The sequence below is a fragment of the Rhizobacter sp. Root1238 genome (genome assembly GCF_001425825.1).
GTDB lineage: Bacteria > Pseudomonadota > Gammaproteobacteria > Burkholderiales > Burkholderiaceae_C > Rhizobacter.
This window is the reverse complement of the sequence record NZ_LMDM01000014.1, coordinates 1-25,344: the sequence shown is the minus strand read 5'-3', so window position 1 is coordinate 25,344 and position 25,344 is coordinate 1. Positions and strand designations below refer to the sequence as shown.

General features: G+C 68.2%; 22 protein-coding genes. 13 read left to right on the top strand and 9 right to left on the bottom strand.

Annotation, left to right across the window (positions count from 1 at the left end):
* The first annotated feature begins 4 nt into the window (after positions 1-4).
* Positions 5-784 carry a ParA family protein gene (locus tag ASC98_RS12875; protein WP_056807686.1) on the top strand — a complete coding sequence of 260 codons (780 nt, stop codon included), beginning with the start codon at positions 5-7 and terminating at the stop codon, positions 782-784.
* Positions 785-798: 14 nt separating this feature from the next.
* Here the strand turns inward: ASC98_RS12875 and argC are convergent, their stop codons facing one another.
* On the bottom strand, positions 799-1,740 hold the full coding sequence (gene argC, locus ASC98_RS12870) for an N-acetyl-gamma-glutamyl-phosphate reductase (RefSeq protein WP_056807683.1): 942 nt from the start codon (positions 1,738-1,740) through the stop codon (positions 799-801).
* Positions 1,741-1,795: 55 nt separating this feature from the next.
* On the opposite strand from argC, the gene ASC98_RS12865 reads away from it, so the two are divergent.
* The 5 genes from ASC98_RS12865 (at position 1,796) to ASC98_RS12845 (ending at position 8,507) form a co-directional block, all read left to right on the top strand.
* Entirely contained in the window at positions 1,796-2,395 is a 600-nt protein-coding gene (locus ASC98_RS12865; protein ID WP_200952985.1) for an alpha/beta hydrolase, read from the top strand.
* Between the two features lie 17 nt (positions 2,396-2,412).
* Positions 2,413-3,306, top strand: a complete 894-nt coding sequence (locus tag ASC98_RS12860) for a ParB/RepB/Spo0J family partition protein (RefSeq protein ID WP_056807680.1) — start codon at positions 2,413-2,415, stop codon at positions 3,304-3,306.
* A 373-nt stretch (positions 3,307-3,679) separates the two neighbouring features.
* Positions 3,680-5,602 carry a PrkA family serine protein kinase gene (locus tag ASC98_RS12855; RefSeq protein WP_056807678.1) on the top strand — a complete coding sequence of 641 codons (1,923 nt, stop codon included), beginning with the start codon at positions 3,680-3,682 and terminating at the stop codon, positions 5,600-5,602.
* Between the two features lie 23 nt (positions 5,603-5,625).
* Entirely contained in the window at positions 5,626-6,903 is a 1,278-nt protein-coding gene (locus tag ASC98_RS12850) for a YeaH/YhbH family protein (RefSeq protein ID WP_056807677.1), read from the top strand.
* Positions 6,904-6,950: 47 nt separating this feature from the next.
* On the top strand, positions 6,951-8,507 hold the full coding sequence (locus ASC98_RS12845; RefSeq protein ID WP_056807675.1) for a SpoVR family protein: 1,557 nt from the start codon (positions 6,951-6,953) through the stop codon (positions 8,505-8,507).
* A 464-nt stretch (positions 8,508-8,971) separates the two neighbouring features.
* Here the strand turns inward: ASC98_RS12845 and ASC98_RS12840 are convergent, their stop codons facing one another.
* The 3 genes from ASC98_RS12840 to ASC98_RS12830 all read right to left on the bottom strand — a co-directional run bounded on the left by ASC98_RS12840 (position 8,972) and on the right by ASC98_RS12830 (position 11,136).
* Complete coding sequence (locus ASC98_RS12840; protein WP_056807673.1) at positions 8,972-9,589, bottom strand: DJ-1/PfpI family protein; 618 nt, start codon at positions 9,587-9,589, stop codon at positions 8,972-8,974.
* A gap of 31 nt (positions 9,590-9,620) precedes the next feature.
* Positions 9,621-10,094 carry a Dps family protein gene (locus ASC98_RS12835; protein WP_157597879.1) on the bottom strand — a complete coding sequence of 158 codons (474 nt, stop codon included), beginning with the start codon at positions 10,092-10,094 and terminating at the stop codon, positions 9,621-9,623.
* A gap of 121 nt (positions 10,095-10,215) precedes the next feature.
* Positions 10,216-11,136 (bottom strand): LysR substrate-binding domain-containing protein, encoded by a 921-nt coding sequence (locus tag ASC98_RS12830; RefSeq protein WP_056807669.1) that lies wholly within the window; start codon positions 11,134-11,136, stop codon positions 10,216-10,218.
* A gap of 175 nt (positions 11,137-11,311) precedes the next feature.
* Between ASC98_RS12830 and ASC98_RS12825 the strand changes: the two genes are divergently transcribed.
* Positions 11,312-11,875, top strand: a complete 564-nt coding sequence (locus tag ASC98_RS12825; protein ID WP_056807667.1) for a hypothetical protein — start codon at positions 11,312-11,314, stop codon at positions 11,873-11,875.
* Positions 11,876-11,881: 6 nt separating this feature from the next.
* Here ASC98_RS12825 and ASC98_RS12820 read toward each other — a convergent pair whose 3' ends face one another.
* Both ASC98_RS12820 and recG read right to left on the bottom strand, forming a co-directional pair.
* Entirely contained in the window at positions 11,882-13,102 is a 1,221-nt protein-coding gene (locus ASC98_RS12820; protein WP_056819990.1) for a Yip1 family protein, read from the bottom strand.
* A gap of 88 nt (positions 13,103-13,190) precedes the next feature.
* Positions 13,191-15,269 (bottom strand): ATP-dependent DNA helicase RecG, encoded by a 2,079-nt coding sequence (gene recG / locus ASC98_RS12815; protein WP_082541764.1) that lies wholly within the window; start codon positions 15,267-15,269, stop codon positions 13,191-13,193.
* Positions 15,270-15,350: 81 nt separating this feature from the next.
* On the opposite strand from recG, the gene queA reads away from it, so the two are divergent.
* Positions 15,351-16,415 carry a tRNA preQ1(34) S-adenosylmethionine ribosyltransferase-isomerase QueA gene (gene queA, locus ASC98_RS12810; RefSeq protein ID WP_056807662.1) on the top strand — a complete coding sequence of 355 codons (1,065 nt, stop codon included), beginning with the start codon at positions 15,351-15,353 and terminating at the stop codon, positions 16,413-16,415.
* A 52-nt stretch (positions 16,416-16,467) separates the two neighbouring features.
* On the opposite strand, the gene ASC98_RS12805 is transcribed toward queA, so the two are convergent.
* A complete protein-coding gene (locus ASC98_RS12805) occupies positions 16,468-16,854 on the bottom strand; it encodes a type II toxin-antitoxin system death-on-curing family toxin (RefSeq protein WP_056807813.1) in 387 nt (128 codons plus the stop codon).
* The gene (locus ASC98_RS12800) at positions 16,854-17,078 is read right to left on the bottom strand and encodes an AbrB/MazE/SpoVT family DNA-binding domain-containing protein (protein WP_056807659.1); all 225 of its coding nucleotides are present in this window, start codon (positions 17,076-17,078) and stop codon (positions 16,854-16,856) included. Before ASC98_RS12800 ends, ASC98_RS12805 begins: the two co-directional genes overlap by 1 nt.
* Positions 17,079-17,177: 99 nt before the next feature.
* On the opposite strand from ASC98_RS12800, the gene tgt reads away from it, so the two are divergent.
* From tgt to ASC98_RS12785, 3 genes are all read left to right on the top strand, one after another.
* On the top strand, positions 17,178-18,335 hold the full coding sequence (tgt, locus tag ASC98_RS12795; RefSeq protein ID WP_056807658.1) for a tRNA guanosine(34) transglycosylase Tgt: 1,158 nt from the start codon (positions 17,178-17,180) through the stop codon (positions 18,333-18,335).
* A gap of 180 nt (positions 18,336-18,515) precedes the next feature.
* The gene (locus tag ASC98_RS12790) at positions 18,516-20,834 is read left to right on the top strand and encodes a bifunctional diguanylate cyclase/phosphodiesterase (RefSeq protein WP_056807655.1); all 2,319 of its coding nucleotides are present in this window, start codon (positions 18,516-18,518) and stop codon (positions 20,832-20,834) included.
* Positions 20,835-20,904: 70 nt separating this feature from the next.
* Entirely contained in the window at positions 20,905-22,503 is a 1,599-nt protein-coding gene (locus ASC98_RS12785) for a GMC family oxidoreductase (RefSeq protein ID WP_056807654.1), read from the top strand.
* Between the two features lie 9 nt (positions 22,504-22,512).
* On the opposite strand, the gene ASC98_RS12780 is transcribed toward ASC98_RS12785, so the two are convergent.
* A complete protein-coding gene (locus tag ASC98_RS12780; RefSeq protein WP_056807652.1) occupies positions 22,513-23,697 on the bottom strand; it encodes an SAM-dependent methyltransferase in 1,185 nt (394 codons plus the stop codon).
* A gap of 69 nt (positions 23,698-23,766) precedes the next feature.
* On the opposite strand from ASC98_RS12780, the gene ASC98_RS12775 reads away from it, so the two are divergent.
* Positions 23,767-24,777 (top strand): threonine/serine dehydratase, encoded by a 1,011-nt coding sequence (locus ASC98_RS12775; protein WP_056807651.1) that lies wholly within the window; start codon positions 23,767-23,769, stop codon positions 24,775-24,777.
* Between the two features lie 6 nt (positions 24,778-24,783).
* The gene (locus tag ASC98_RS12770) at positions 24,784-25,116 is read left to right on the top strand and encodes a hypothetical protein (RefSeq protein WP_056807649.1); all 333 of its coding nucleotides are present in this window, start codon (positions 24,784-24,786) and stop codon (positions 25,114-25,116) included.
* Positions 25,117-25,344 lie beyond the last annotated feature (228 nt).

Here is a 25,344-nt window from a genome sequence, read left to right as displayed (position 1 = left end):
CTCCATGACCCGCATCTTCTGCATCGCGAACCAAAAGGGCGGCGTCGGCAAGACGACGACCACCGTCAACCTGGCTGCCGGCCTGGCGCAGATCGGCCAGCGTGTGCTGGTCGTCGACCTCGACCCCCAGGGCAACGCGACCATGGGATCGGGCATCGACAAGCGGGCCATGTCACTGAGCGTCTACGACGTGCTGCTGGAATCGGCGACGATCGCCGAAGCCCGCCAGCGCAGCGAGAAGGTCGGCTACGACGTGCTGGGCGCGAACCGCGAACTCGCTGGCGCCGAGGTCGAACTGGTCAGCCTGGAGCGGCGCGACAAGCGGCTGAAGCTGGCCCTCGAGGCGGTGGCGTCCGACTACGACTTCGTGCTGATCGACTGCCCGCCGTCGCTGAGCCTGCTGACGCTGAACGGGCTGTGCAGCGCGCACGGGGTGGTGGTGCCGATGCAGTGCGAGTACTTCGCGCTCGAAGGCCTGTCGGACCTGGTCAACACCATCAAGCAGGTGCATGCCAACCTGAACCCCGACCTGCAGCTGATCGGCCTGCTGCGCGTGATGTTCGATCCGCGCATCACGCTGCAGCAGCAGGTCAGCGACCAGCTGAAGGTGCACTTCGGCGACAAGGTCTTCAACAGCGTGATCCCGCGCAACGTCCGCCTGGCCGAGGCGCCGAGCTACGGCCTGCCGGGCGTGGTGTTCGATCCGGCCTCGCGGGGTGCGCAGGCCTTCGTTGAATTCGCGACCGAGATGGTCGCGCGGGCCAACGAGGCCGTCGCGGCCTGAAACGCTCCGGGGCCTTACAGCCCCAGGCCTTCGTCGAGGCCGAGGTGCACGTTCATCGACTGCACCGCCGCGCCGCTGGCGCCCTTGCCGAGGTTGTCGAGGCGCGACATCAGCAGCACCTGGTCGTCATTCGCGAACACGAACAGGTCGACACGGTTGCTGTCGTTGCAGGCCTGCACATCGAAGAAGCCGTCTTCGAGCGTCGGCGCATCGCGCAGCGGCATCACGCGAATGAAACGCTCGCCGGCATAGCGCCGGCTCAGCGCCGCATGCACGGATTCGGCGCTCGCGCCCGCCGACAAGGTCGACAAGTGCAAGGGCACACTCACTGCCAAGCCCTTGTAGAAGCTGCCCACGATCGGCATGAATACCGGCTTGGTCGTCAGCCCGGTGTGCGCCATCATCTCGGGCAGGTGCTTGTGCGCCAGCGTCAGGCCATAGGGCCGCGGCGCATCGAGACGGGCATCGCCGCCCGCTTCGTACTGCTCGATCATCTTCTTGCCGCCGCCGGAGTAACCGGTGATCGACGTCGCACTGACGCCCAGCGAGGCGGGCACGAGACCGGCATCCACCAGCGGCCGCATCAGCAGGATGAAGGCGCTGGCATGGCAGCCCGGGTTGGCGATCCGCTTGCTGCCGCGCAGCCGCTCGCGTTGGTCTGCTGCCAGCTCCGGCAGGCCGAACACCCAGCCCGGCACCGTGCGGTGGGCCGTGCTGGCATCGATCAGGCAGGTGTCCGGGTTCGTCACCATCGCCGCGGCCTCGCGCGAGGCCGCATCCGGCAGGCACAGGAAAGCCACGTCGGCGGCGTTCAGCAGGCGGGCGCGTTCGGCGGCATCCTTGCGTCGATCGGCATCAATGCGCAACACTTCGACGTCGCTGCGCGCCGCCAGGTATTCGTTGATGCGCAGACCGGTCGTGCCTTCCTGGCCGTCGACAAACACGCGATGCTTCATTGAATCGTCCACCTGCCCAAAAAGAGAATTCGGACCGCGAGGATAAGCCACCTGCATGACAAACGCCCATTCGCAAGAATCGCTGGCCCTGCACGACGTGCGGGTGCTGCTGCTCCCCGGCTGGGAGAACTCCGGCCCCGGCCATTGGCAGACCCTCTGGGAACGCGAACACGGCGACCTCCGCGTCGAGCAGGCCGACTGGCTGTGGCCGAAGCGCGGCGACTGGATGACCCGCCTCGAAGAGGTGCTGCTGCAGGACGAGCGCCCCGCGCTGCTGGCCGCGCACAGCCTGGGCTGCCAGCTGGTGGCGGCCTGGGCCGCGCACTCTCGCCACACGCACCGCGTGCGCGGCGCACTGCTGGTGGCGCCGCCCGACATCGAGCGCGCGGACATGCCGCCCCAGCTGACGCCGTGGCGCCCGATCGCGCGCCAGGCCCTGCCCTTCGCAAGCATCGCGGTGGTCAGCAGCGACGACCCGTACTGCGCCCCCGAACGCGCGGCCCAGATGACCCGCGCGTGGGGCAGCCGGCAGGTCGACATCGGTCCGCGCGGCCACATCAACGGCGACTCGGGGCTGGGCGCGTGGCCCGACGGACGCGCGCTGCTGCAATCGCTGCAATCCCTGCAACCGCCGCCGACGGCCCGTGCCGGTTGATCGGGGAAAATGCCACGATGGCAACCAAGAAACCCAAAGGCCTCGGCCTCGGCCTCGAAGCACTGCTCGGCCCCACGGTCAGCGACACCCCCGTTCCGGTCAACGACGGCACGCCGCGCACGCTGAAGCTGACGCAGCTGCAGCCGGGCAAGTACCAGCCGCGCACGCGCATGGACGAGGGCTCGCTGTACGAGCTCGCCGAAAGCATCAAGGCGCAGGGCATCATGCAGCCGGTGCTGGTGCGCCCGGTCGCGCCGAACCGCTACGAGATCATCGCCGGCGAACGCCGCACCCGCGCCGCGAAGCTGGCCGGCCTCGACGAGGTACCGGTGCTGGTGCGCGAGGTGCCGGACGAAGCCGCCGCGGCGATGGCGCTGATCGAGAACATCCAGCGCGAAGACCTGAACCCGCTCGAAGAGGCGCAAGGCATCGCGCGCCTGGTCAACGAATTCCACCTGACGCACGAGCAGGCGGCCCAGGCCGTCGGCCGCTCGCGCAGTGCGGCGAGCAACCTGCTGCGCCTGCTGAACCTGGCCGAGCCGGTGCAGCAGATGCTGATGGCCGGCGACCTCGACATGGGCCATGCGCGCGCGCTGCTGCCGCTCGATGGCGCGCACCAGATCCTCGGTGCCGGCGAGATCGTCGCGAAGAAACTCAGCGTGCGCGAGGCCGAGAAGCTCGTGACGAAGATGGGCTCGTCGCGCCAGCAACCGCTGCTGCGCGTGCCGAAAGAAAAGCCGCGCGACATCGCGCGCATCGAGGAAGAACTCTCCGATGCACTGACGGCGCAGGTCGAGATTCGCGTCAAGAAACGCACCAAGCGCGGCGAACAAGGCGAAGTCGCCATTGCCTTCGGCTCGCTGGAGGAGTTGAATGGGTTGCTCGACAAGCTCGGATTGACCAACACCTGAGACCAGCCCCCGACATGCCGATCGACATTCCGTTGTCCTCACAATCCCTGAGGCGCGCATCAGGAACTTCCCCCGCCGCAAACGGCTCATTGCATGCATCATCCACTCAGGTGGGTGACATGCGGCAACAGACGGGGGCACACTAATTGCTGTACACCTTCACCTGATCGAAGCGTTGAACAGCGGTCGTTTTCCTCCACATCTCCACACACACGACACCTCGAAATGACGCAAGCTTGAATCACGTGACGCGCTGACCTTTCAAAGGAAAGCTCTGATGGAGCCCTCGACCCGGGACTTCATCAGAACTTCCCCAGACGGCAGCGAAGGTGGCCCCTTCGCTGTCGCCATCCCGATGTCTTAGGAGGTCAGCATGGACGTGATCAGCCATTTCGCAGCACGCTTCGAGCGCACGCGTGAAGAGGAACTCTCGCTGGAAGAGTACCTCGCCGAATGCAAGCGCAACCCCGTGGCCTACGCCACCGCCGCCGAGCGCATGCTCAAGGCGATCGGGGATCCACAGACCATCGACACGCGCAACGACCCGCGGCTGTCCCGTCTGTTCGCGAACAAGGTCATCAAGATCTACCCGGCCTTCGCCGAGTTCTACGGCATGGAAGACTCCATCGAGCAGGTGGTGTCGTATTTCCGGCATGCCGCGCAGGGGCTGGAGGAAAAGAAGCAGATCCTGTATCTGCTCGGCCCGGTCGGCGGCGGCAAGTCGTCGATCGCCGAGCGGCTGAAGGCGCTGATGCAGGAGGTGCCGTTCTACGCGATCAAGGGCTCGCCGGTGAACGAATCGCCGCTCGGGCTGTTCGATGCGATCGAGGACGGGCCCATCCTCGAGAAGGAATACGGCATCCCGCGCCGCTACCTGCAGCGCATCCTGTCGCCGTGGGCCGTCAAGCGGCTCGAAGAATTCGGCGGCGACATCCGCAAGTTCCGCATCGTCAAGCGCTTCCCGTCGGTGCTGAAGCAGGTGGGCATCGCGAAGACCGAACCGGGCGACGAGAACAACCAGGACATCTCGTCGCTGGTCGGCAAGGTCGACATCCGCAAGCTCGAGACCTATGCGCAGGACGACCCCGATGCGTACAGCTACTCCGGCGGCCTGTGCCTGTCGAACCAGGGCCTGCTCGAGTTCGTCGAGATGTTCAAGGCGCCGATCAAGGTGCTGCACCCGCTGCTGACCGCGACGCAGGAAGGCAACTACAAGGGCACCGAAGGCTTCGGCGCGATCCCGTTCGACGGCATCGTGCTCGCGCACAGCAACGAGAGCGAGTGGAAGGCGTTCCGCAACAACAAGAACAACGAGGCCTTCCTCGACCGGATCTACATCGTCAAGGTGCCGTACTGCCTGCGCGTCAGCGAAGAGGTCAAGATCTACGAGAAGCTGCTGCGCGGCTCGTCGCTGGCCGCGGCCACCTGCGCGCCAGGCACGCTGAAGATGATGTCGCAGTTCGCGACCCTGACCCGGCTGAAGGAACCGGAGAACAGCAGCCTCTATTCGAAGATGCTGGTGTATGACGGCGAGAACCTGAAGGACACCGACCCGCGCGCGAAGAGCTTCCAGGAGTACCGCGACTACGCCGGCGTCGACGAAGGCATGAGCGGCGTCTCGACGCGCTTCGCGTTCAAGATCCTGTCGAAGGTCTTCAACTTCGACAGCACCGAGGTGGCCGCGAACCCGGTGCACCTGATGTACGTGCTCGAGCAGCAGATCGAGCGCGAGCAGTTCCCGGCCGAGACCGAGCAGAAGTACCTCGCGTTCATCAAGGAGCACCTGGCGGTGCGCTACGCCGAGTTCATCGGCAAGGAGATCCAGACCGCCTACCTCGAGAGCTACAGCGAGTACGGCCAGAACATCTTCGACCGCTACGTCACCTATGCCGACTACTGGATCCAGGACCACGAGTACCGCGACACCGACACCGGCGAGGTGTTCGACCGCGGCTCGCTGAACGCCGAGCTCGAGAAGATCGAGAAGCCGGCCGGCATCGCGAACCCGAAGGATTTCCGCAACGAGATCGTCAACTTCGTGCTGCGTGCACGCGCCAACAACGCCGGCAACAACCCGGTCTGGACCAGCTACGAGAAGCTGCGCACGGTGATCGAGAAGAAGATGTTCTCGAACACCGAGGAGCTGCTGCCGGTGATCAGCTTCAACGCGAAGGCGAGCGCCGACGAGGCGAAGAAGCACGAGGACTTCGTGACCCGGATGGTCGCCAAGGGCTACACGTCGAAGCAGGTCCGCCTGCTGTGCGAGTGGTACCTGCGCGTCAGAAAGAGTTCCTGATCGACGCCTGACGAAAGGCCCTCATGCTTCAGCAGATCATCGATCGACGGCTGGCGGGCAAGAACAAGTCCATCGGCAACCGCGAGCGCTTCCTGCGCCGCCACAAGGACCAGATCCGCGAGGCGGTGAAGCGCGCGGTCGATGGACGCGGCATCCGCGATATCGCGCAGGGCGAGGACATCCACATCCCGAAGCGCGACATCGCCGAGCCGGTGTTCGGCCATGGGCAGGGCGGCAAGCGCGAGATGGTCCACCCAGGCAACCAGGACTACGTGCGCGGCGACCGCATCGAGCGGCCGAAGGGCGGCGCGGGCGGTGGCGGTGGCGGGCAGGCGAGCGATTCCGGCGAGGGGGACGACGACTTCGTCTTCCACCTCAGCAAGGAAGAGTTCATGCAGGTCTTCTTCGACGACCTCGCGCTGCCCAACCTTGCGCGCACGACGCTCGCCGAGACGCCCGAGTTCAAGACCCACCGTGCCGGCTACAGCAGCGACGGCACCCCGAACAACCTGCACGTGGTGCGCTCGATGCGCGGCGCGATCGGCCGGCGCATCGCGCTCGGCGCCGAATCGCGGCACGAACTGGCCGAGCTCGAAGCGCAGCTGGTGCAGCTGAAGCGCCATCCGCACCCGAACCCGTTCGCGCACGAGATCCCGCCGCTCGAGCTGCAGATCGAAGCGCTGCGCGCCCGCCTGAAGCGCATCCCCTACCTCGACCCGATCGACCTGCGCTACCGAAGCCGCGTGCGCGTGCCGGTGCCCACCTCGAAGGCGGTGATGTTCTGCCTGATGGACGTGTCGGGCTCGATGGACGAGGCGCGCAAGGACCTCGCGAAGCGCTTCTTCATCCTGCTGTACCTGTTCCTGACGCGGCACTACGAGAAGATCGACATCGTCTTCATCCGCCACCACACGCAGGCGCAAGAGGTCGACGAGCAGAACTTCTTCCACTCGACCGAGACCGGCGGCACCGTGGTGTCGAGCGCGCTGGTGCTGATGGAAGAGATCGCGCGGGCCCGCTACCCGACCAGCGAGTGGAACATCTACGGCGCGCAGGCGAGCGATGGCGACAACTGGCACCACGACAGCGGACGCTGCCGCGAGCTGCTGGCCAACAACATCCTGCCGCTGTGCCGCTATTTCGCCTATGTGCAGGTGGCCGAGGAAGAGCAGAACCTGTGGGACGAGTACTCGGCGCTGGCCGCCGACGCGAAGGCCTTCGCGATCCGCAAGGTGACCGAGGCGTCGCAGATCTACCCGGTGTTCCGCGAGCTGTTCAAGAAGGAGGGTGCACCGACATGAACCTCCAAGTCACTCCACCGTGGGGCGCCGAGAGGCGCAAGAAACAGATGCTCACCGCTTCCCCGAAACGCCGCGCCTCCGACGTCGCGGCGCCCAAACGTGCGCACGAGCCGCTGCCGTCGCCCACCGACTGGTCGTTCGAGCTGGTCGAGCGCTACCACGAGGTGATCAAGGCCACTGCCGAACGCTACGGCCTGGACACCTATCCGAACCAGCTCGAGATCATCACCGCCGAGCAGATGATGGACGCGTACGCGTCGGTCGGCATGCCGGTGAACTACCGCCACTGGAGCTACGGCAAGGAGTTCATCTCGACCGAGAAGAACTACCGCCGCGGCCACATGGGCCTGGCCTACGAGATCGTCATCAACTCCGACCCCTGCATCAGCTACCTGATGGAGGAGAACACGATGGCGATGCAGGCGCTGGTCATCGCGCATGCGGCCTACGGGCACAACAGCTTCTTCAAGGGCAACTACCTGTTCCGCATGTGGACCGATGCGTCGTCGATCATCGACTACCTGGTCTACGCGAAGAACTACGTCACCGAATGCGAGGAGCGCCACGGGCTGGACGCGGTCGAGAACTTCCTCGACAGCTGCCATGCGCTGATGAACCACGGTGTCGACCGCTACCGCCGGCCGAGCCGCAAGTCGCTCGCGCAGGAGCTGGCCGACGCGAAGGACCGCGAGGCCTATGCGCAGCGCCAGATCAACGAGATGTGGCGCACGCTGCCGCGCAAGGCCGACAAGGCGGCGCTCGAAGAAGCCGAGTCGCGGCGTTTCCCGGAAGAGCCGCAGGAGAACCTGCTGTATTTCATCGAGAAGCACGCGCCGCTGCTGGAGCCGTGGCAGCGCGAAATCGTGCGCATCGTGCGCAAGGTCGCGCAGTACTTCTACCCGCAGCGCCAGACGCAGGTCATGAACGAGGGCTGGGCCACGTTCTGGCACCACTCGCTGCTGAACACCATGTACGACGACGGCCACCTGAGCGACGGCATGATGATCGAGTGGCTGAAGTCGCACACCAACGTGGTGTACCAGCCGCGTGTCGGCGACCGCGGCTACAACGGCATCAACCCGTATGCGCTCGGCTTCGCGATGTACACCGACATCAAGCGCATCTGCCAGAACCCGACCGACGAAGACCGCCACTGGTTCCCGCAGCTCGCCGGCACCGACTGGCTCGAATCGATCGACCATGCGATGCGCAACTTCAAGGACGAGAGCTTCATCGGCCAGTACCTGTCGCCCAACCTGATGCGCGAGTTCCGTCTGTTCGCGATCGTCGACGACGAGAAGGACAAGGAGCTGGAGGTCTCGGCCATCCACGACGAGAGCGGCTACCGCCGCGTGCGCGAGGCCTTGTCGCACCAGTACGACCTGGGCAGCCGCGAACCGAACATCCAGGTCTGGAGCGTGAACCTGCGCGGCGACCGCTCGCTGACGCTGCGCCATGCGCAGCACAACGACCGGCCGCTGCACGACAACGCGCAGGAGGTGCTGAAGCACGCCGCCCGGCTGTGGGGCTTCGGCGTGCACCTGGAAAGCGTCAACGGTGCCGGCGAGGTGCAGAAGCGCTGGTCGGTGCCGGCGCCGAATTGAATGGGGCCCCCCAGTCGCTTCGCTCCTGCCCCCGAGGGGAGCCACCCTGCGGCCCGGCAAAGCCGGTTCCGCGGGCGTTGCTTGATGGGCACTTCGCTACGCTCGTGCGTTCGTCGCTGGCAGCCCGGGTGACAACCCGGGATCAACCTTCACTTGTTCGCTTGTCACCTTCCCAAGGCAGGGCGGCGGCAGAAGGCGCGTGCGGGGAGGCTGTGGCGCGCCAATCAGGAGGGGGCGCCGGAGCTGGCTGGCTTCGTGGCCCGCGTGCGCAGCACGCTTCGTGAACTGACTGTCGCCGACTGTTTGACCACAGCGAACGAAGTGAGCGGAGGGAGTTTCGGCGACGGGCCACGAAGCCAGCCAGCGGAGGGAAGTCCTCGGCCCCCCGGGGGCCGAGGACCGCCCCCGACGGCGCGCCACAGCCTCCCCGCACGCGCCTTCCGCGCCAACGCTCGAACGAAAATCTACAGCAGCAATTCGTCGGGCGGAATGAAGGCCCGCACGGTGCCGATCAGCTTGTCGACGTAGGCTTCTTTCTCGCCCACCGGTGCCACGTAATGCAAAGCCTTCGACGTCGCATCGACGCCGGCGCGCCGCAGCATCGCCCACGTGGCGAGGTACTGCGAGGCCATGCAGCCCCCGGCCGTCGCGATCGGGCCGCGCGCATGGAACGGCGCATCGACCACCCGCACGCCGGCCTCGACCACCCACGGCTTGGTCGTCAGGTCGGTGCACGCCGGGATGTCGGCCAGCAGGCCCAGCCGCGCCAGCAGCAGCGTGCCGGAGCATTGCGCGCCGATCAGCTGGCGCAACGGGTCGAGCTGCAGCCGGTCGAGCAACGCGCTGTTCTCGGCGATCGCCCGGGTGTAGATGCCGCTGCCGAACAGCACGATGTCGGCCTCGTTCGCGAACTCGAGCGGCTGCTGCGTCTCGATCGTCACGCCGTTCATCGACGTGAGCCGCTGGCTCGGGCCGGCGATGTCGACCGTCCAGCCGGACGGCCGCAGCCGGTTCATCAGGCCGAGCGCGATGAACGAATCCAGCTCGTTGAAGCCGTCGAAGGTGACGATCGCCGCGCGCACTGCGGTGGGGCCGTTCATCGTGCCCGCCCGTTCACTCTTCGAGCAGGCTGCGCAACATCCACGCAGTCTGTTCGTGCACCGTCAGGCGCTGGGTCAGCAGGTCGGCGGTCGGCTCGTCGCCGGCCTTGTCGGCCAGCGGGAACAGGCTGCGCGCGGTGCGCGCGACCGCCTCGTGGCCCTGCACCAGGATGCGCACCATCTCGAGCGCCTTCGGCGGCACCGCCGGTGCGTCCTGGATCGAGGCCAGCGCGCCGAACTGTGCGTACGAACCGGGCGCCGGGTGGCCCAGCGAGCGGATGCGCTCGGCGACCGGGTCGACCGCAGCCCACAGCTCGGTGTACTGCGTCATGAACATCAGGTGCAGCGTGTTGAACATCGGCCCGGTGACGTTCCAGTGGAAGTTGTGCGTCGTCAGGTACAGCGTGTAGGTGTCGGCCAGCAGCTTGCTCAGGCCACCGGCGATGGCCGCGCGGTCCTTGTCGCTGATGCCGATGTGGATGCCCATGCCGCCGCTCGGGGCGGTCGAGGCTGCGGGAACGGAAGCGGTCTTGGTTTTCTTCGCCATCTGGGAATCTCCGGGAAACAAGGGTGAATCGGGTCGAGTCTAGTCAGCCTTCAAAGGCCCCTCACGACACTCTGCTGACGCCTTCGAGCGGACAGGCGTAGATCGCATTGCGCAGCGCGGCGATCGCCTCGTAGCGCGTGAAGGTGCGGCGCCACGCCAGCACCACGCGCCGCGTCGGCACCGGCGTCGCGAACGGCACGTAGCGCACATGCGGCTGCTGGTCCTTCGGCACGCTCAGCTGCGGCACCACGGTGACGCCCATGCCCGAGGCCACCATGTACTTGATGGTCTCGAGCGACGAGCCTTCGAAGCTCTTGCGGATGCCCTCGGCATCGCTCGAGAAGCGGGCGTACTCGGGACAGACCTCGAGCACGTGGTCGCGGAAGCAGTGGCCGGTGCCCAGCAGCAGCATCGTCTCCTGCTTCAGCTCTTCGGCGGTGATGCGCTTGCGCCTGGCCAGCGGGTGGTCCTTCGGCAGCGCGACGACGAAGGGCTCGTCGTACAGCGGCGCCATCGCGAGGCCGGTGTCGGGGAAGGGCTCGGCCATGATCGCGCAGTCGAGCTCGCCGGTGCGCAGCATGTCGAGCAGCCGGGCGGTGAAGTTCTCCTGCAGCACCAGCGGCATCTGCGGCACGCGCTCGATCGCCTGCTTCACCAGGTCGGGCAGCAGGTAGGGGCCGATCGTGTAGATCACGCCGACGCGCAGCGGCCCCGACACCGGGTCCTTGCCGCGCTTGGCGATCTCCTTGATGCCGGCCGCCTGGTCGATCACCGACTGGGCCTGGCGCACGATCTCCTCGCCGAGCGGGGTCGCGCTGACCTCGTTGGAGCCGCGCTCGAACAGCTTGACGTCGAGCTCCTCCTCGAGCTTCTTGATCGCGACGCTGAGGGTCGGCTGCGAGACGAAGCAGGCCTCGGCGGCACGGCCGAAGTGCTTCTCCCTGGCGACCGCAACGATGTATCTCAACTCCGTCAGTGTCATGGCATCCCGCTCAAGCCTCCAGCACGGAGGAAGCGGAAGAATATCCGACACCCGGGCGCGCGTCATGCGCCTGCCGGCATCGCCTTGCGATACCCCGGGTCGTGCTGCTTGCCGAGGCCGGGGCGCCGACGGATTCTCCGGCCCGCGGCATCTGCCGCCTACCGAAAGACCTCGAATGAGCAAGCCCCCTTCACGTGCCCTGAATGCCGCCTCGCTGCTGGCGGTCGCGGCCTCGCTGTCTGCCTGCTACGTCGTGCCGATCGACCCGCGCACCGGCCAGGGCTACCCGATCCAGCGCGCCGACGCGCGCAGCGACGGCACGGCGCCCACCCAGGTGACCGTCGTGACGCCTCCCGCGCCCGCGGCACCGCCCGCCCCCACCGTGATGAACGCCCGGCTGTATCCGCTGAACACGCAGGCCAACAAGGGCGGGCTGCTGACCGCCGTCGTCGTCGACAACAACACCGGCCGCGGCAGCTTCACGCTGTCGTACCTGGGCGACACGATGCAGGGCGAGAGCACCCGCGTCGACGGCAGCTACGCCGCGTTCGGCCGCCTCTACAACGAGGTGCTGGGGCTGAACCAGCGCAGCTTCAGCGGCCGCCGCGGCATCGCGAACGCGTATGGCGGCAAGGGCGTCAACGCGCAATGCGAGTACCTGATCACCGGGCCGGGCATCGGCACCGGCGCCTGCCAGTTCTCCGACGGCGCCCGCTACCAGATCCACTTCGGCAGTTGACCGGGTTCAGGCCTTCGCAGGGCGCTTGATCGCCTCGAGCTTGTCGAGCCCGACGGCATCGAGCGCCTTCTTCAACGCCGCCAGGTCGACCTGCTGCCCCTTGGCCTCGACGATCACGCCATTGGTCAGCAGCACCGTCACCTCGCCATGGCTGCCGTCCTTGCGGTATTCCTCGCGCACCGTGCGCTCGCCCTGCTTGTAGGCCTTCTCGACCTGCTCGGCCGTCTCCTTGTCCATCGTCATGTTGGCCCAGCCGGCCAATGCCGCCAGGCCGGCGGTGCCGCCCAGGTCGGTGATGCTCAGTTGCACCCGCTTGTCGGCAGCGGCATACGAGGCCTTGGCCATCGAGCTGGCGATGCCGATCGCCTGGCCGCCCTGCGATTCGATCGATTCGCGCTTCAGATCGCCCAGCGCCTCGGGCAGCGCGGCCTTCAGGTCGGCCGGCGCGATCGGCTGGCCGTTGCCGCCGGTCAGCGCGCCCATCGCCTTGCCGGTGGCAGCCGCGTCGCCGGACTTCTGCGCTTCTTCCATCCGCTTGCCAGCCTCTTCCATCTTCTTCGCGAGCGCATCCATCTTCGCGGTGTCGATCTTGACCTCGCCGTCGGGCGTCTTGATCGTCACGGCAGGGCCGCCGGCCGTCGTGGTGCCGAACATGCTGCGCGTGGGCAGCGCCAGGCCGGAGAGCGCCGCCAGCACCAGCATCAGCACGACGGCGCACAGGATCACCACCGCGGTGTACGCCGCCGCCTTCGCCTCGGGCGCCTTCATCAGCACCGGCAGGCCGGTGAAGAGCAGGTAGATCGAATACAGCGACGCCAGCAGCCCGAGCACGCCGATCGACGGCAACAGCGCGAAGATCCCGCCGACCCAGGCCGCAGTCATCGAATAGGCGACCACCTTCAGCGCGCTGATCGGGTCCTTGCGGCCCCCGAAGGTCGGCGCGAGCGCGTCGACGACCAGCGCCAGCACGAACACCATCACCAGCCCGAGCACGTAGCCGACCACCATGTGCGCGAGGCCCGACAGGATCGGCACGCGTAACGCCATGCCGTACCCGCCGAAGCCGACCACCGACAACCCGATGAAGCTCGCCACCGCCGGGATGGCCGCGAGAATCATCACGTAACGCTGGTAGAGCGACGCGGTGGTCTCGACCTCGCCATCGATGACCGGCCAGGTGGCCTTCGGCTTCAGCAGGATGTCTTGAACACGCTGGATCAGGTTCATGGGCACGCCCTCCGGGGTTGACGGTGTCGCCGCGGATGCTATCCCGCCCCTCGCGTCGAAAGGACGCCAGAAACTAGGGGGTTGCCCGTCAGGCCTTCAGGTACTCGGCCTTGCCACCCAGCCAGCGCAGCACGTGCTGCTCGGCGATGCGCGGGTGCTGCGCCAGCAGCGTCGTCGCGACCGCCCGTGCCCGGTGCACCAGCGCCTCGTCGAGCGCGAGGTCGGCAAAGCGCAGCAGCGGCGCGCCCGACTGCCGCGCACCGAGGAACTCGCCTGGCCCGCGGATCTCCAGGTCGCGCCGCGCGATCTCGAACCCGTCGTTGGTCTCGGCCATCGCGCGCAGCCGGTCCTTGCCGGTGGGCGACAACGGCGCGGTGTAGACCAGCACGCAGACGCTCGCGACCGAGCCGCGCCCGACCCGCCCGCGCAGCTGGTGCAGCTGGCTCAGCCCGAAGCGCTCGGCGTGCTCGATCACCATCAGCGAGGCGTTCGGCACGTCGACGCCGACCTCGATCACCGTGGTGCTCACCAGCACCTTCATCCGGCCGGCGGTGAACAGCGCCATCACCGCCGCCTTCTCGGCCGACGGCATGCGGCCGTGCAGCAGGCCGACCATCTCGTCGGGCAGCGCCTCGCACAGCTGCTGGTGCGTCGCGGTGGCGTTCTGCAGGTCCAGCGTCTCCGATTCCTCGATCAGCGGGCACACCCAGTAGACCTGCCGGCCGCGCGCCACCTCGTCGGCGATGGTCAGGATCACGTTGTCGCGGCGCGCATCGCTGAACACCTTGGTGACGATCGGCGTGCGACCCGGCGGCAGTTCGTCGATGGTGCTGACGTCGAGGTCGCCGAACACCGTCATCGCGAGGGTGCGCGGGATCGGCGTCGCGCTCATCATCAGCAGGTGCGGCTCCAGCGCGCCCTGTTGCAGCTTGGCGCGCAGCGCGAGCCGCTGCGCGACGCCGAAGCGGTGCTGCTCGTCGATGATGGCCAGCCCCAGCCGCGCGAACTCGACCTCGCCCTGGATCACCGCATGCGTGCCGACCACCAGCCCGGCCTCGCCCGAGGCCACGCGCGCCAGCATCTCGCGCCGCGCCTTGCCCTTGCGGCTGCCGGTCAGCCAGGCCACCTGCACGCCCAGCGGCTCGAGCCAGCCGACCAGCTTGCGGAAATGCTGCTCGGCGAGGATCTCGGTCGGCGCCATCAGCGCGCACTGCCAGCCTTCGTTCATCGCAATCGCGGCCGACAGCGCCGCCACCACCGTCTTGCCCGAACCGACGTCGCCCTGCAGCAGCCGGTGCATCGGCACCGGGCGCTGCAGGTCGAGCGCGATCTCCTCGACGACGCGGCGCTGCGCCGGTGTCAGCGAGAACGGCAGCGCCGCGAGCAGCTTCTCCTGCAGGCCGCCCGCCTGCACCGTGAAGGCCGGCGCCTGCTGCAGCGCCCGCTCCTGCTTGGCCTGCAGCTGCGACAGCTGCTGCGCGAGCAGCTCCTCGAACTTCAGCCGCTGCCAGGCCGGGTGGCTGTGGTCTTCGAGCGTGGCCAGGCTGACGTCCGGGGTCGGATGGTGCAGGAAGCGCAGCGCGTCGCGCAGGCTCACCAGCCCGGGCGGCAGCAGGGCCGCCGGCACGATCTCCGACAGGTCGGCACGCTGCAGCCCCGAGGCCACCGCCTTGCGCAGGTAGGCCTGCGGCAGCGTCGCGCTGGTCGGGTAGACGGGCGTCAGCGCCTCGGCCAGCGGCGTGTCGTCGTCGACGCCCTTGAAGTTCGGGTGCACCATCTCGCGCCCGAAGAAGCCGCCGCGCGCCTCGCCGCGCACCCGCACCCGCTTGCCGACGCCGAGCGTCTTCTGGTGGTTCGGATAGAAGTTCAGGAAGCGCAGCCAGAGTTCCTCGGTGCCGTCGTCGATCTTCACGACCAGCTGGCGGCGCGGGCGGAACTGGATCTCGCACTCGCGCACGATGCCTTCGACCTGCGCGGTGTCGCCGTCGCGCAGCGTGGCGATCGGCACGATGCGGGTCTCGTCCTCGTAGCGCAGCGGCAGGTGCAGCGCAAGGTCGATGTCGCGCACCAGGCCCAGCTTCTCCATCGCCTTCTGCGGGGCGGATTTTTCGCGCACGGGCGCTGCGACAGGGGTTTCGACAGCAGACGAGACGGCGCGACCGGGCATGCGCTGATTCTGCCGTGCGATCCGCCGCGTGAAACAATCCGGCCCTGCAGATCTTCGTCAGGCCGGTCCAGCCTGCATGCCATGTCGTCCGATTCCGTTCCGTCCCCCTCCCCTCGCCACTTCACGCTGAGCGATTTCGACTTCGCGCTGCCGCCCGAGCTGATCGCGCAGCACCCGGCCGCCGAACGCAGTGCGTCACGCCTGCTCGACGGCCGCAAGCTTCCGCCCACCGACCGCATCTTCCGCGACCTGCCGGCGCTGCTGCAGCCGGGCGACCTGCTGGTCTTCAACGACACGCGCGTGATCAAGGCGCGGCTGTTCGGCGCGAAGGCCAGCGGCGGTGCGGTCGAGGCGCTGGTCGAGCGGCTGCTGCCGGGCAACGAACTGCTGATGCACCTGCGCGCCAGCAAGTCGCCGAAGCCGGGCCAGACGGTGCGCTTCGCCGACGCGTTCGATGCCGAGGTGCTGGGCCGCGGCGGGCCGGACGGCAGCCTGTTCCACCTGCGCTTCCCGTCCGATCCGCTCGCGCTGCTGGAGCGGCACGGCCATGTGCCGTTGCCGCCGTACATCACGCATGCCGACGAGGCCGACGACGAGCGGCGCTACCAGACGGTGTTCGCCGCACGGCCGGGCGCGGCCGCCGCGCCGACGGCGGCGCTGCATTTCGACGAAGGCGTGCTGGCCGCGCTGCGCGAGCGCGGCGTCGGCACGGCGAGCGTCACGCTGCACGTCGGCGCCGGCACCTTCCAGCCGGTGCGCAGCGAGAACATCGCCGAGCACACGATGCACAGCGAATGGTTCGAGGTGCCGCAGGCCACGGTCGACGCGATCGCGCGCACGCACGCGGCCGGCGGCCGGGTGGTGTCGGTCGGCACGACCACGCTGCGCGCGCTCGAATCGGCCGCGCGTGGCGGCAGCCTGCAGGCCGGCAGCCGCGACACCGACATCTTCATCACGCCCGGTTTCACGTTTCGTGTCGTCGACGTGCTGGTCACCAACTTCCACCTGCCGAAGAGCACGCTGCTGATGCTGGTCAGCGCGTTCGCCGGGTACGGCCACGTGACGGCGCTGTACGCGCACGCGATCGCGCAGGGCTACCGCTTCTTCAGCTATGGGGATGCGATGCTGCTGGAGCGCAAAACCTAGCGTGGCCGCAATCCCATTGGCGCAGTGAAGCGTGAATTGACGCGCAAGGCATTCAAAGCTTCACCGTGTTCTGCCGAATCCAGGTCGCGAACGCTTCCTCCGTGAGCGTGCCGCTCGCCAATGCCAGCACGGTCAGAACGCATTCCTCGTCGTCCGCAATCAGGTCGAAGCCGTTCAAGGCGAGGAACAGTTCTGCCGCCACGAACGCTGTCCGCTTGTTCCCATCAACAAACGGATGGTTGCGCGCCAGTCCGAACCCATAGGCGGCAGCAACCGCAGCCGCATCCGGTGTGCCGTAGTACGCCAGCTGCTGCGGCCGGGCCAACGCCGAGTCCATCAATCCCTCGTCCCGCACCCCGGTACCACCACCGTGCTCGGCCAGCTGCTCTTCGTGAATCGCCTGAATGGCGGCGCGGTCGAGCCAGATCCAGTCCGCCATCACTTCGCCAGTTCGCGCAAAGCCGCACGACGCTTCTTCATGATCTGGCGAGCAAGCTCCATCTGCGTCTCGAAGGCCGGATCATGCGGCGTGATCCTGACGCCATCGGGGCTATCGGTGAGATAGACGACATCACCTTTCTCGACTTTCAGCCGCACCAAAACCTCTTTGGGCAGGATGACGCCGACCGAATTGCCGATCTGCGTGAGTTTCAGCGTGTGCATGGCAAGCCCTGAAGGTTATAACGTTTGTTATGTTATCGGTGCTGCCCCAGGACCACAACCAGACAAGGTTCGGGCCTGGGCTTGCAGGACAATCCCCCCATGCTCCAGTTTGACCTCCTCAAGACCGAAGGCCACGCGCGCCGCGGCCGCCTGACGCTGAACCACGGCGTCGTCGAGACCCCGATCTTCATGCCGGTGGGCACCTACGGCACCGTCAAGGGCGTGATGCCGCAGTCGCTCGAAGACATGGGCGCGCAGATCATCCTCGGCAACACCTTCCACCTGTGGCTGCGCCCGGGCGTCGACATCCTGCGCCAGTTCGGCGGGCTGCACCGCTTCGAAGGCTGGACTAGGCCGATCCTGACCGACAGCGGCGGCTTCCAGGTCTGGTCGCTGGGCGACATGCGCAAGATCAGCGAAGAAGGCGTGCGCTTCGCGTCGCCGGTCAACGGCGACAAGCTGTTCCTGACGCCCGAGATCAGCATGCAGATCCAGCACGCGCTGAACAGCGACATCGTGATGCAGTTCGACGAGTGCACGCCCTATGAAAGCAAGGGCCACCTCACCACCGAGGCCGAGGCCCGCAGCTCGATGGAGCTCAGCCTGCGCTGGGCGCGCCGCTGCCTGGCCGAGTTCCAGCGCAACGAGAACCCGAACGCGCTGTTCGGCATCGTGCAGGGCGGCATGTTCGAGAACCTGCGCGAGGAATCGCTCGCGTCGCTGGTCGAGCTCGACCTGCCCGGCTACGCGATCGGCGGCGTCAGCGTCGGCGAACCCAAGGCCGAGATGCAACGCATCATGGCCCACACGCCGCACCGGCTGCCGGCCCACAAGCCGCGCTACCTGATGGGCGTCGGCACGCCGGAAGACCTGGTCGAGGGCGTCGCCGCCGGCGTCGACATGTTCGACTGCGTGATGCCCACCCGCAACGCGCGCAACGGCCACCTGTTCACCCGCTTCGGCGACCTGCGGCTGCGCAACGCCCGCTACCGCACCGACGAGCGCCCGATCGACGAGACCTGCAGCTGCCACACCTGCAAGGGCTTCAGCCGCGCCTACCTGCACCACCTCGACCGCTGCGGCGAGATGCTCGGGCCGATGCTCACCACCATCCACAACCTGCACTACTACCTGAACCTGATGCGCGAGGTGCGCGAGGCGCTCGACGCCGGCCGCTTCGCGGCGTTTGCGACGCAGTTCGCCATCGACCGCGCGCGCGGCTTCGGGCCCGCCGGGCCCTCGCCCTCGCCGGGCTGAGCCGGCGGACCCATCGCATGCGGGCATCACCGTCGATCGCGCCCAGCACTGGATGCACGGGTTTCCCCCAGGGGCTGCCCTCCTGCCGTGAAGTCGTTCACGCTCGCCGCCGTCGTGTGTGCACCAGCGACGGGCACACTCAGCAGCTTTGCCAGTCAGCAGCCACGTCAGCCTGATCCGATGTTCCGCCGCTTGATCTCGACGGGTGAGCGCCTCTGGGCGTCCTTGCACGCCTTCCTGCAATTGCCGGGCCGCCCGTCCCAGGACACCGACAGCCGCGTTCAGCTGAGCGCGCTGCGCATCGTCCTGCTCAGCGGCATCACGCTCGAGGCCGCGATCGCATTGCACAGCTCGTGGCTCGGGCTGCAGCGCGGCGTCTACTACATCCTGTTCATCGTCATCGCGTTCTACGTCGCGCTGCTGGCGGCGATCCGCTGGTCGACGCAGCACCAGCGTCTGAGCGCCAACGGCCTGATCGTCGCCGTCTACGCCGCCGGCGTGGTGATTGCCACCTGCGTGCGCATTCCCGAGGTGCAGCGCCTGGGCTATGTGTTCTGCTATTCGGCGCCGCTGCTGGCGGGCCTGCTGCGCGGCTACCGGCTCGCGCTCGCGCTGATGGCGTTCAACATCGTGCCGTTCTGGTTCGCGGCCAGCGGCTTCGTGATGCCCAACCTGTTCGGCATCGACGTCACCATCGACACCTCGCCGCTGTACATCCACGGCCTGCTGTTCACCTTCTTCAACTTCTGCCTGCCGCTCGCGGTGTTCCGCATCCTGAGCGCGGTCAAGCATTCGCAGCAGCATGCCCAGCGCATGCAGGACCTGTACGAGGACCTGTTCGAGAACCAGGGCACCGCCGTCGTGGTGTGCCGCGACGACGGCCGCGTGCGCCGCGGCAACCGGCTGTTCGCGCAGCTCGCCGGCAGCGTCGTCGACGACCAGCCGCTGTCCCGCTGGCTGCGTTCGCCCGCCCCGGAAGGTAGCGCTGTCCCGAGCTTCGACGCCGGCACCGAATGGCTGGTCGGCGAAGGCCGTGCGCAGCGCCGGCTGGTGGTGCGCAACCGCTTCGCCTGCGGCGATCGCCACTTCGCGGTCAGCTTCCAGGACGTGACCGAGCTGCGCGAGCTGCAGCGCAACCTGGTGCGCAGCCAGGCCGAGGCCGAGTACCTGGCCTCGCACGACGTCGTCACCGGCCTGCCGCGCCCCGAAGGCATGGCGCAGTGGCTGGAGCGCCAGCGCGCGATGCTGCTGCCCGGCATGGTGATCCCGGTGGTGTCGTGCGGGCTCGGCTCGCTGCGCCAGGTCAACGCGCGCTTCGGCATGGCGCAGGGCAACCAGTTCATCGTCGCGTTCGCGAACGCGCTGCGCGAGGCCGGCGGCAAGGACAGCTACATCGCCCGCACCCGCGGCTCGATGCTGAGCATCGCGCTCCCGCCGGTGCCGGCAGTGCAGGCCATGATGGCGGTGACGCGGCTGCGCCGGGCGCTGCCGCACCAGTTGCAGGTCGGCAGCGGCCAAGTGCAGGTGGAGCTCGCGCTCGGCGCCGCGCTGTTCCCGAACGACAGCGCGCAGGCCGCCGAGGTGATGCACCGCAGCGGCGTCGCGATGGAGCTGGCGCGCGAAGGCGCCAACGCCGACGACGTCGGCACGCCGATCAGCGAGCGCGCGGTCAGCCGCCGCATCGCGATCGAGTCGGCGCTCGAGCGCGCGATCGACGACCGCGAGCTGCACGTCGTCTACCAGCCGCAGGTGCGTTCGAACGGCCAGTTGCTCGGCTTCGAGGCGCTGGTGCGCTGGAACAGCCCGGCGCTCGGCGCGGTGTCGCCGGCCGAGTTCGTGCCGGTGGCCGAGCAGATGGGCTGCGTGTCGCGCATCACCGACTACATCCTCGACGAGGTGTGCCGGCAGCTCGCGCTGTGGATGGCGGCCGGCGCGCCGGCGCCGCGCGTCGCTGTGAACCTGTCGGCGCGCGACCTCGACCGCGACAACCTGTTCGAGACGGTGCTCGCCGCGGTCGGCCGCTACGACGTGCCGGTCGGCGCGCTCGACCTGGAGGTCACCGAGACCTTCCTCGCCGAGCGGCCGGAGCGCGCGCTCGCGCAGCTGAAGCTGCTGCGCGAATGGTCGTTCAAGATCTCGATCGACGATTTCGGCACCGGCTATTCGTCGCTGTCGAAGCTGGCCGACCTGCCGATCGACGTGCTGAAGATCGACCGCAGCTTCCTGCTCGACCTGCCGGGCAATGCGCGGCGCGAGCGCATCGTGCGCTCGATCGTCACGCTGGCCAACAACCTGCACCTGCAGGTGGTGGCCGAAGGCGTCGAGCGCGGCGCGCAACTGCGCTTCCTGCAGATGCTGGGCGTCGACGCCTACCAGGGCTTCCTGTTCCATGCGCCGGCGCCGGCCGAGCACTGGACGCCGATGCTGCTCGGCGGGCTGCCGTCGATCGAGGACCTGATGCTGCCCGGCCCGCCGCAGTTCGGCCACAGCCTCATCTAGGCCCGGTGGGTCTGGCCGCGGGACGCTGCCGATTGACACCGCTGCGGCCGCGCCGCGAGCATGCGCCTCCATGACAGAGACGAACGAAGTCGATTTCCTGATCGTCGGTGGCGGCTCGGCCGGCTGCGTGCTCGCGAACCGGCTCAGCGCCGACCCGGCGAACACGGTCGCGTTGATCGAGGCCGGCGGCGACGGCCGCGGCGCGTTGATCGACATGCCGGTCGGCGCGGTCACGATGCTGCCGACGCGGCTGAACAACTGGGCCTTCGAGACCGTGCCGCAGACCGGCCTGAACGGCCGCCGCGGCTACCAGCCGCGCGGCAAGGCGCTGGGCGGCTCGTCGGCGATCAACGCGATGATCTACATCCGCGGCCACCGCAGCGACTACGACCACTGGGCCGCGCTCGGCAACCCCGGCTGGTCCTACGACGAGGTGCTGCCGTACTTCAAGAAGGCCGAGAACAACGAGCGGCTGCACGACGAGTTCCACGGGAGCAGCGGCCCGCTGCACGTCGGCGAGCTGCGCAGCGCGAACCCGTGGCAGCAGGTCTGGCTGCAGGCGGCGCGCGAGGCCGGCTTCGCGCTGAACGACGACTTCAACGGCGCAAGCCAGGACGGCATCGGCCTCTACCAGGTCACGCAGCACCGCGGAGAGCGCTGGAGCGCCGCGCGCGCGTACCTGCACCCGGTGATGGACCGCCGCGACAACCTGCACGTGCTGACGAAGGCGCAGACGCTGCGCGTGCTGTTCGACGGCAAGCGTGCGGTCGGCATCGAGATGGCGCGTGGCGGCCACGTCGAGCGGCTGATGGCGCGCCGCGAGGTGATCCTGTGCGCCGGCGCATTGCAGACGCCGCAGCTGCTGCAGGTGTCGGGCGTCGGCGACGGCGCCTTCCTGCAGCGCACCGGCATCCACCTGAAGCACCACCTGCCGGGCGTCGGCCGCAACCTGCAGGACCACATCGATTTCACGTTCGGCTACCGCGTGCCCGACACGGCGCTGTTCGGCTTCTCGCCGGCCGGCAGCCTCAGCGCGTTGCGCGCGTTCGGCCGCTACCGGCGCGAGCGCAGCGGGCCGCTGACCAGCAACTTCGCCGAGGGCGGCGGCTTCCTGCGGGTGTCGCCCGAATCGACGGCGCCGGACGTGCAGCTGCACTTCGTCGTCGCGCTGGTCGACGACCATGCGCGCAAGCTGCACCTGCGGCACGGGCTGTCGTGCCACGTCTGCCTGCTGCGCCCGCGCAGCCGCGGCACGGTGCTGGTGCAAAGCGGCGACATCCGCGATGTGCCGCTGATCGATCCGAAGTACTTCGACGATCCGGACGACCTGGAGGTGCTGGTCGAAGGCTGGAAGCTGACGCAGCGGCTGCTGCAGGCGCCGGCCATCGCGTCGCGCGTCAGGCGCGACCTGTTCACCGCCGGCGTGTCGAGCGACCACGAGATCCGCGAGGTGATCCGCAACCGCGCCGACACCATCTACCACCCGAGCGGCACCTGCAGGATGGGCGCCGATGCGATGGCGGTGGTCGACGCGACGCTGCGGGTGCACGGGCTGCAGGGCCTGCGCGTCGTCGACGCGTCGGTGATGCCGACGCTGATCGGTGGCAACACGAACGCACCGACGATCATGATTGCCGAGAAGGCGGCCGACCTGATCCTGGCGGCCTGAACGCAGCGTTCAGGCCGCGGCCAGCAGCGTCTCCAGACAGTGCTCGCGGATGCCATAGAAGGCCTTGATCTCGCGGATCTGCGCCAGCACCTCGTCGGCCGGCTTCGGCTGGCCGCGCTTCACCGCCAGGATCATCTTGTTCTTGCTGGTGTGCTCGAGCGCGACGAACTCGAACACCTGCGTGTCGTAGCCCTGCGAGTCGAGCAGCAGCGCGCGCAGGCCGTCGGTCAGCATCTCGGCTTCCTGGCCGAGGTGGATGCCGTGCTGCAGGATCGGCCGCAGCGGGTGCGGGCTCAGCAGCTGCGGGCGGATCTGCTTGTGGCAGCACGGCGAGCACATGATGATGGACGCGCCGGCGCGGATGCCCATGTCGATCGCGTAGTCGGTGGCGATGTCGCAGGCGTGCAGCGCGATCATCACGTCGACCGGTTCGCGCGCATGCGTGCGCACGTCGCCGTGGCGGAACGCGAGGCCGGCCATGCCGTTGCGCTGCGCGGCGGCGTTGCACAGCCGCACCATGTCCTCGCGCAGCTCGACGCCGGTGACCTGCGCGTTCATGCCGCGCGTGCCGTGCAGGTAGTCGTGCATCGCAAACGTCAGGTAGCCCTTGCCGGCGCCGAAGTCGAGCACCCGCACGTCCTTCGCGTCGCGCAGCGGCGAGGCCTTCAGCGCGCTGTCGAGCACCTCGACGAACTTGTTGATCTGCTTCCACTTGCGCGCCATCGCGGGCACCAGCTGGTGCTGCGCCGTCGTGACACCGAGGTCGGCCAGGAAGGGCCGCGTCAGGTCGACGAAGCGGTGCTTCTCGCGGTCGTGGCCGGCGGCCGCGTCGTCGGCTTCATGCTCGACAGCGGCCACGCGCAGCGTCTGCTGCCCCTTCTTGCTGACCATCAGCTGCACGTCCTCGCCACGCGTCATCAGGTGCAGGTGGCCGAACAGCTCGGTGGCCCGTTCGCGCAGGCTTTGCAGGCCCTCGGCGAGCGGCATGTTCTTGGTCACGTCGCGCGTGCGGTGGGTGTAGACGAAGCTGAGCGTGTCGGCATCGCGCACCTGGATGCGGCGCACCGTGGCGCGCAGCAGGTCGGGTTCGGGCCCGCGGTACTTGGCCAGCACCAGCTTGACGAACGTGTGCTCGTCCAGGCTGTCGGCCAGCCGCTTGAATAACTTGTCGCCGTCGCTCGTGCTGCTTGTCATCCGGCGCATTATCCCGGGGCCTCTGCAGGCCGCGTCGCTTGCACGGACAATCCGGCCCCGGAGAACCCCATGACGCACGCCACCGAAGTTTCCGAAACGCCCTTCCCCTCCCTGGCCGACATCCGCGCCACCGCCGACCGCCTGGCCGGCAAGGTGCTCGCGACGCCGGCGTGGCGCTGGCAGACCGGCGCCGCCGCGACGCGCCTGTCGCCGTCGACCGAGGTCTGGCTGAAGCTGGAGCTCTGGCAGACCACCGGCAGCTTCAAGCTGCGCGGCGCGCTGAACTGCGTGGAGGCGCTGGATGCCGACGCGAAGCGGCGCGGCATCGTCGCCGCGAGTGCCGGCAACCACGCGATCGCGGCTGCCTATGCGGCGCGGATCGCCGGCACCCGCGCGACGGTCGTGATGCCGCAGCACGCGAGCCCGCTGCGCATCGCCACCTGCGAGGGCTTCGGTGCGAAGGTCGTGCTGGTGAAGAACGTGCACGAGGCCTTCGCCCAGGCGCAGGCGCTGGTGGCCGACGAGGGCCGCACGATGATCCATCCGTTCGACGGGCCGCTGACCTCGCTCGGCACCGCGACGGTCGGGCTGGAGTTCATGCAGCAGGTGCCGCAGCTCGACGCGGTGGTCGTGCCGGTCGGTGGTGGCGGCTTGATCTCGGGCATCGCAGCGGCGGTCAAGCAGCTCAATCCGGACTGCCGCGTCTACGGCGTCGAGCCCTTCGGCGCCGATGCGATGTACCGCAGCTTCCGGGCCGGCGAGCCGGTGAAGCTCGACGCGGTCGACACCATCGCCGACAGCCTGGGGGCGCCTTATGCGCTGGCCTACAGCTTTGGCCTGTGCCGTCGTTTCGTCGACGAGATCGTGCGCGTCTCCGACGACGACCTGTGCCGCGGCATGCACGACCTGTTCATCGACATGAAGCTCGCGGTCGAGCCGGCGCCGGCCGCGGCGGTGGCGGCGCTGTTCGGTCCGCTGAAGGACCGGCTCGACGGAAAGCGCGTCGGCCTGGTCATGTGCGGCAGCAACATCGACGCGGCGCGCCACGCCGAACTGGTGGCACGCGGCAAGCCGGCCTGAGCGACCGTGGCGCGGCGGCCGAAGCATCACTACAGCGTCTACGTGGTGGAGCTGGCCGATCAGGTGTGGAACGAGCCGAGCTTCCGCAAGGCCAACCCCGACTACCAGCTCGGCAAGCCCTTCGTCTACGTCGGGATGACGGGGCTGGACCCGGACGTCCGCTTCGACAAGCACAAGGCCGGCATCCAGGCGAACCGCTTCGTCACGGCGTACGGGCTGAGGTTGCTGCCGAAGCTGTACGAGGTCTACAACCCTATGCCGTACGACGGGGCACGCGACATGGAAGTGGAGCTGGGCATCGCTCTGCGTGAAGCTGGGTTCGGGGTGTGGCAGGCCTAGCTGCTGCTGCTTCTGCTCGTCGCGACGGGTGAGGGGATGGGCTGGGGACTCATGCCGGGGCGGTCGACGGGCCCCCCGGGGGCCCGTCGACTCCACTGCAAAGATCGGCTTTGGGGATGCATCGGCAAACTCCCTCCGCTCACTTCGTTCGCTGTGGTCAAACAGTGCCGATGAGTCAGTCCACGAAGCGGGCTGCGCCCGCCATCCCCAAAGCCGATCTTCTCCGTC